At 48.3% G+C, this 7,488-nt stretch carries 3 protein-coding genes and 1 pseudogene; 1 reads left to right on the top strand and 3 read right to left on the bottom strand.

Annotated features, from left to right (window positions below):
* A pseudogene (locus Q0R37_RS08025) lies at positions 1-99 on the top strand (50S ribosomal protein L1); the annotation flags it as partial.
* A gap of 53 nt (positions 100-152) precedes the next feature.
* Here the strand turns inward: Q0R37_RS08025 and Q0R37_RS08020 are convergent.
* From Q0R37_RS08020 to Q0R37_RS08010, 3 genes are all read right to left on the bottom strand, one after another.
* Positions 153-1,154 carry an Mbeg1-like protein gene (locus Q0R37_RS08020; RefSeq protein ID WP_294753159.1) on the bottom strand — a complete coding sequence of 334 codons (1,002 nt, stop codon included), beginning with the start codon at positions 1,152-1,154 and terminating at the stop codon, positions 153-155.
* 148 nt (positions 1,155-1,302) lie between these two features.
* Positions 1,303-4,401, bottom strand: coding sequence for a glycoside hydrolase family 9 protein (locus tag Q0R37_RS08015; protein WP_294753157.1), 3,099 nt, complete (start codon positions 4,399-4,401; stop codon positions 1,303-1,305).
* 289 nt (positions 4,402-4,690) lie between these two features.
* On the bottom strand, positions 4,691-7,231 hold the full coding sequence (locus tag Q0R37_RS08010) for a glycoside hydrolase family 9 protein (protein WP_294753155.1): 2,541 nt from the start codon (positions 7,229-7,231) through the stop codon (positions 4,691-4,693).
* Positions 7,232-7,488 lie beyond the last annotated feature (257 nt).

Genomic DNA, 7,488 nt, shown 5'->3' with positions numbered 1-7,488 from the left:
AAGCCTGCTGCTGCTAAGGGTACTTACCTCAAGAGCTGCACAGTTACTTCAACAATGGGCCCTGGTGTTCCCGTTGCTACAGCTAAGTACGGTGTTTGATCATTAATAAGCTAATTTAAAGGCTTCACGGTTATTCCGTGAAGCCTTTTTGGTTATTTAAAGAAAGCTCCTTTGCCGTTCTGGGCTATTTTACGGAAAGCCTCCTTCATTACCGCCTGCTGCTCGGGTTTGAGCTTTGATATCGCCTTGATTATAGACGGGTATGAACGGAGCTTGGTCAGCTCCTTGAGAGTTTCCTTGTCGGGAGCCTGCAATATCTCAAACAGCGATTCCGTGAATATCTCACGCTCGGTGTCGCTGAAATCCTCCAGCATACCCGATATAGCCTTGTTTATGACATCGCCCGACTTTTTGAGCTTATCCGCAAGGATAAAGCGGTTGCGCTTAAGCTCCCAGTTGTAGGCAAAGTGCTGCTTTATGCCAATGGCAGAGTTTTTGACTATCTTCGGCTCGGAGCTGTTTCCGAGCAGCATACCGACGATAGAGACCTGCGGTATAAAGCATTTTATTCTTGGCAGCATATTTTTATAAACTTCCGACCCTATGACCTCGTCCCTGAATCCGGGACCGTCATAGGAATAGATATTCACTATCCTGTCCCTGATCTGCTCATTGCAGTAGAGAGAGCTGAATATTGCGAAGTTTCCGCCCTTTGAGTGGCCGCCGAGCCTTATGGGCTGGTCGTCGCTGCCGAAAGCGGTGTTGAGATATTCAATAGCACGTTCCTGTCCTGCGGTCTGCTGCATGAAGCTGAGGTTGAAGTCCTCCTTCCAGCCAACTACAGTACCGTCGGTACCTCTGAATGCGAGAAAACCGCTTCCGTCGTCCAGACGGCAGGTAAGTGCAGAAAACTGCATATCCTCGTCTGACTCCACATGACAGACAAAACCGCGCAGAGTAGTGCCGCGGAAGCGCCTTGACTCAGCCAGCTTTCTGAAAAGGGTATTATCCTGTTCAAAGGTGAGTATGCGTTTGTTCACGTCCACATCGTCGGGTCTGTACCTGCGGTAGGCGTCGGGTATGGAAATTTCCTCGTCGAAGCTCTCGGGGACAACTCCTCCGAGATGAACATAGCCCAGCTGCGACAATATCATTCCGTCGATCTCGTTGAAGGGATCGGCAGAGAAGGGGACATCACCGCGCCAGTCGAGATAATCAAGTATATTAGCCAGAATACCGCCTCCTTAAAAACAAAGCGACGCCGAAGCGCCGCTTTATTTTATTGATAATGATTACTAAGAATTACTTAGTAGGATCAAGAGTAGAGATCTTCTTGAGGAGGAACTCCTGGATGCGGAGAGCATCGTTTGAAGTAAGACCCTTGCTGCTTGTATCAACGTCAGCATTAGCCTTGCCCTGCTCTGTGATAGCCTTAGAATCTGTACCGCCAACGCCGTACTTGTTCGGGTTAGCAAGTGACTGCATGATAAGAACAGCATCAGCCATATCTACATCGCCGTCGCAGTTAGCGTCGCCCCACTTAGTAACAGTAACATCTTCATTCTTCTTAGTAGAGGTTGTAGTTGTTGTCTTATCCTCCTTGGAAGTTGTGGATGTAGTTGTTGTGGTTGTGGTTGTTGTCTTATCCTCGCCTGAAGGAGTCTTGCTGAAGTCATACTCCTCGTCCTTATCCTGGAGGAATTCAGCGATCCAAGCAAGAGGAGCGTTCCAGTTGATTGTAACCTCGTTTGTGGACCATGCTTCTATTGAGTCAACGAAACATCTCTGTGACGGGTTACCCTTCTTACCGGGAACGAATCCGAGAGCACGTACATATGGATCCTGGAGACCTGCGTTAGGACCGCCTGAGAGAACTCCGTCAGGAGCCATAGGCAGAGTCTTATCAAGCTCGTAAGACCAATATCTGTGGTGAGGATTCTTTTCCTTGTATGTACCGTAACCGGTTACATAAGAGAATGAAAGCGGGTTGTTTCCGAGGAGGTAGTTCATACCTGTCAGAACACCGTTCATGTATGTATCATCACCTGTCATGTCATAAGCATAAGCCATAACCATGAGGTTGTTGATAACCATGGAGTTTGAACCCCACTCATAACCGTCGATAACGATGCTCTCGTCGAGGTTGTTAGGATCTGTATATCCGGGTCCGTCATACTTGTATGGGATACCGTAGCCCTGAGCATCCTCTTCGTCGATGTATTCCTGAGCAGCCTTTGTGATAGAATCGTTAAGAGTCTTCTGCTGAGCCTCTGTCAGGTATTCCTTATTGAGAGCGAGTGTGAGTGAACCAGCTGAAGCAGTATTACCCCAGTTAAATGTGGTGAATGAGCCTTCGCCGCTTGCGTTCTCACCGCCGGTGATTCTTGTAGTAACCTTGAAAGCGTTCTCGTATTCAGAAAGCTTGCTGAGATATGTGTCAGCGTCAGAGTCGCCGAGAGCCTTTGCAGATACGAAGATCTCGCAAGCTGCCCAGTACATATCGTCCTTAACCTCGTTATCACCGTAAGGTCCGCCGCCCTTTGCCTGATACATAGGAGCGTAGAGTGACTTTTCGTTATGCTCTTCGTCAGCATCTGCTTTATACCAGTTCTTCTCAGCAGCCTCATAAGCAGCCTTAGCTTCCTTGAGGTAGAATGCTGACTTCTCTGAGTCATATGGCTCTAAGAGTCTTGCAGCCTGTGCAGCACAAGCAGCATAGTTCAGTGTAGCAGCGAACGTAGGTGGCTTAACTATACGCTCTGTGCCCCACTCTTCCTCGTAATCCCAAGGCTTTGTAGCAAGACCTGTCCACTTGTGGTCATGGAGCTTGTGGTAAACCATGCCTGCATACTTGCCCCATGTAGGCTCAGAAGCATCAACCTTCATAGCTGTCATGAACTCGAGCTCGTACTGGCACTCGTCGAGGATATCCGGGATCTTCTTTGAGTCGCCGCTCTCAGGGATATTTACTGTACCTGAACCGTCAGCGAACTTCTTCTTTGTATTTTCATTGTGTAAAGCTCTCTCGTACATATTCTGGAGAGTCCATACAGAGATACCGCCGTTAACAACATACTTACCGTGGTCGCCTGCATCGTACCAGCCCTTGTTAGCTGTGATCGTAGATGAAGCGTATGTGCTTGTAGCCTCTGTCTTCTCTAAGTACTCGTTCTTCCAGATCTTCTGAACGTAAGCCTTATCTGTCTTATGACCGCCCTTATGAGCGAGAGTGCTTGTATCACCTGATGTGATGTACTGTGACTCGATATCAAGACCTGAACGGTTCTGATAGAAGTAGTTCAGAGCGTTCTTGAGCATATCGTGTGAAGAATCCGAGTAGATATCATCACCGATATTGAACTCGAATGATCTCCAGTCCTTACCGTCGATCTGGAGGTAGTATCTGCCGGGTGTCTTGAAGCTTGAGAAGTCGATCTTGCAAACAGAGTCGCCTGAATCAGCGTCCTTTGTTACAGAACCTGTAGTACCTGTCTCAACGACCTGACCTGACTTAGCGTCAACGAGGTTCCATGTGTATGAACCTGAAAGGTCGATAGTTGTAGCGCCGTAAAGGATATCACCCTTGTTGTCGCCGAGTGTAGCGATCTTGGCGTAATTTGTGAAGTAACCTATCTGGTTTACAGAAATGAAGTTAACGGTCTTGCCGCCCTTCTTGAGGTTCTCATCAAAGTTAGCAGCGTAGTCACGGTTTGTAGCGCCGTATGACTCGTTAGGATCTGAGTTGCAGCAGTCTTTGCCTGGAGCCTTGTCGCCGCAGGTGAGACAGTCGATAACCATATCGTCGAACCAGATCTCGTCGCCTTCCTGTGCATTACCCTGATACTTAGTACCCTTTGCATAGTGGAAGCACCACTCGCAAGCCTCGAGGTCCTGAGTAGGAGTGAATGTACCCTCGAATTCCTGCCAGTCAGTTGTGAGCTTTACAGCAGCGTTAGGCCACTTACCACCCATGTGAGGACCCATGTGCATATCGTTTGTCTGACCGTCGAGCTCGAAATACTCTTCGTCACCCTTGATATTACCAATCTTTGAGCAAAGCTCCATACCGGCTCTGCTGCCCTTAACTCTGAAGCTTACCTTATACTCGTGGCCTGACTTGAAGTTGAGGTTTCTGTGTCTTACCTGAAGATCCCACTTTTCCTTGTCAGCTCCCTGAGGAACCTTAACGATTACGTGGAATGCTCCGTCGTCAATGTCGAAATCCTGCTTAGCAGGGCTTGATTCGCAAGTGTGCCAAGGCAGAGCCTTGTGGTCGAATGTGCTCTCACCAACAACCAGACCGGCAGAAGCAGTCATAGGTGTGATAGCAGCAACAGTCGATGGAACGAGCATTGCCATTGACATAACGCTTGCAAGAATCTTCTTTGTTTTCTTGTGCATTTTAAATACCCTCCCTGATATTTTAAATATTTTATAACGCAATGCCAGTGCAAACATTGCGGTTATATCTGTTGTAATCCGCGAAAAATAGGCTCTCCCAACGGGAGCTTGCACCGTTGCCCATTCATCAATCATATTATATTATATCGAAAAAAAAAAGTAAATAGTTTTCTGGAATTTCGTGTATTTCCCTAATGAGGTTCTTAATACTTTGTACACATTCCACAAAAAAGTAAAAAAAATAAGAGGGAACGATTTCCCTCTTATTTCTTAATTATGAATTAATTATTTATTTTTCCGGAAGCTCTTTAATGAGTTTCAGACAGTACTTCTGAATGGAAAGAGCATCATTGTTTGTGAGCTTTGTGCCATTCTCGTAAACGTCGCCGTTGAGTATTCCGAGCTCTGTGATATGCTTCTCGTCAGTACCGTTTACACCGTATTTATTGGGATTTGCGAGAGCCTGAAGGATTATGACAGCATCTGCCATATCGACTCCGCCGTCACAGTTAGCGTCACCCCATTTGGTAACACTATCAGTGGCTTTTCCGTCGGATGTAGTACTTGTTGAAGTCGCTGAACTGCTTGTTGAAGTACTTGTAGAAGTTGTTTCTGTTGTAGTTGTAGTTGTTGAAGAAGTTGTTGTACTTGTTGTGGTTGTAGTTGCTGCTGAGGTAGTTGTGGTTGTTGGGGACGGCTCACTACTCCCGTTCTTTGTGCAGGGCTTTACAGTGAACTTTGTGCCGTCGGGCTCTTCGCCCCATGCGATCTCGCCGTCAACGTACATAGGCATATGCTCGTTGAGTGAGTCAGCCTTCTTGAGGTCTGAAGCCTTTGCAAGACCGCCGAGGTAAGACCAGTCGTTTGATGTATCCCAAGCGCCTGCCGTTGACTTGCCGTCAATTGCATCGGGTATGGATATCCTGAACTGTACCTCATCTCTGTGCTCGCTCTGACCTGTAGGCTGTATAGCTCTGCCGTCGTCGAACTTGATGCTTGCATAGTATGTGTTTCCTGTAGGATCGCCCTCGTACTTGTGAGGACCCGTAACCGTAGCGTGTCCCTGTCCGCTCTCATACTGCTGCGACTTGCCTTCTACCTTGATATCGTCAACAGAGAGACCTGCGTCGAGTACCTCTGATACGTCGAAGAAGTATCTGTACTCAACGTCCTTTGCGACTCTTGCAGGCCATGCCGTGTGGTTCATAGCCCATGCCTTGATCTCTGTGTAGCTTGCTGCGGGAGTACCGTTGATAACAGCTGCTACCTCCCACTCAGCCCACTTGGGAGTCTCGGCAGGCGGGAACGAAGCGTCTGTTGTTCCGCCGTAATCGTCGACCATAGCGCAGAGACAAGCTGTGTAGCCTGCGTTGTAGTCGATGGCAACTTCCGAATACTGATACTGTGAAACGTCGTTGACATACTTGCCCGACTTGTCGGGGCCGCCTACGAGTGCGCCGTAAAGCGTATGTGCGTATTCTGTCTGCCAGCCCTCGCTGCCGCCCGACTTCTGACCGAGGTCATTCCAGTGGTCGTCATGGATACCCGAAGCGGTTCTGTGGTGGAATGCAGTAGGCTGATTGTCGCCCATTCCGAGGACATAGCTCATCTTCAGACCGTTGTCGCCGAATACATAGTCCATCTGACCCTTTGCCCATTCATCGTATTTCTTTGAAAGTGTGGCGTCATCTTTAAATAATGTATCGCTTGCAAGCTTTGCAAGGAAAGCAGTAGTTGTTGCGTGACGTGCGCTGCCCCAGTTGAAGAGCCATGCGAGACCGTCGGGAGTGTAGTCTACCTTCTTTCCGCCGTAGCCCTGAGGACTCCAGTAGTCAAGGTGGTGGGAAACGTGCTCCTTCCATTCCACGCTGCCTGTATTCAGCGCATAGAGGAAAGCGGCTGCCTGTGAAGTATCGTCCCAGCAGAGACCCCAGGTATACTTTCTGTCTGTGGACTGGTTTTCCAGCGGGAAGTCGGGGATATAGTCCTTCTCGATCTTGTCGAGATAGCTCTTGTCGCCTGTAGCCATATAGAGCCAGTTAGCAGCGTACATACAGTCGTCGAGCCATGAAGATGAATCGTACATTCCGCTCATGCCGCCCACATCCTTGCAGGCTCTGATCTTGTCAGCTCCCTCAAAGAGGTCCTTTGCGTGCTTGAGGTACTGTGCAGCCTTGTCGGGCTGAGTATCCTTGAATATGATATAGCCCTCTGCGAGACAAGCTGCCGAAAGAGCTGCTACGGAAGCATTCTTTATAGTATCGTAAGGCCTCTTCCAGTCATTATTGTTAAGGTGATGCTTGCGGAGGTATACCTCTGCGCTGCACCAGATGTTATGGTCTGTGGAGCCGCCCTTGAAGTCGCCGATAGTGCCTATCATTTCTCCGCCGCCCTTGTCACAGGCCATAACGTAGTCCATACCCCACTGGATGTTGTTGCGGTAAGTCTCACCGAGACCTGCCTTGTCAACAGCGTTCTTGTACTGGATATAGCCCCACGCCATAATGGAAGCGGAATAAGCGTTCGTCAGTGTGAACTTGAAGTGGTCGCCTGCGTCGAACCAGCCGCCGGGAACTGCATCTGTCTCGTTTCCGTCCTCGTCCACCATTGAGTCTGCACGCCATGCAACGCTGTTCCATTCGGGGAGCTTGCCGGACTGCTGAACCTCGTAGAAGAACATTGACTTCTGTAGAGCCTCGGCATAGTTATAGCCCGAAGCTGCGTTTGCTGTCGATACAGCATCCTGCTGACCTGCTGCGGGAGCGTATGAAAGTACGCCCAGCGACATAGCAAGAGCAGAAGCTGCTGCTGTGATTTTTTTGATTATCATTTTTTAATACCCCTCTCGTATTAAATTTGTTTTTGCGGTGCGGAGCTTTTCAGCACCTGCACACCTTAAATATACAATAAAACCTTAAATTTGTCAAGCCAAAAAAGACATTTTTCACAAAAGACTGTTTATGAGCCTGCGGACAGGAAAGAAAAGGGAGAAGTTAAAATGTTATTCAAGATTATGCCTGATTTGTGTTAATATATTATTTAATATGCTTATCACTTATTGCTTAGTTTGTTGAGAAGCACATTGTT

This window comes from uncultured Ruminococcus sp. (assembly GCF_946415235.1).
GTDB lineage: Bacteria > Bacillota > Clostridia > Oscillospirales > Ruminococcaceae > Ruminococcus.
The sequence above is the reverse complement of the archived record's forward strand: the minus strand, read 5'-3'. Positions and strand labels throughout refer to the sequence as shown.

Excerpts from the sequence above, each read along its gene's own strand:
- Q0R37_RS08015 (WP_294753157.1), bottom strand. The coding sequence starts at position 4,401 with ATGCACAAGAAAACAAAGAAGATTCTTGCAAGCGTTATGTCAATGGCA.
- Q0R37_RS08020 (WP_294753159.1), bottom strand. The coding sequence starts at position 1,154 with ATGATATTGTCGCAGCTGGGCTATGTTCATCTCGGAGGAGTTGTCCCC.
- Q0R37_RS08010 (WP_294753155.1), bottom strand. The coding sequence starts at position 7,231 with ATGATAATCAAAAAAATCACAGCAGCAGCTTCTGCTCTTGCTATGTCG.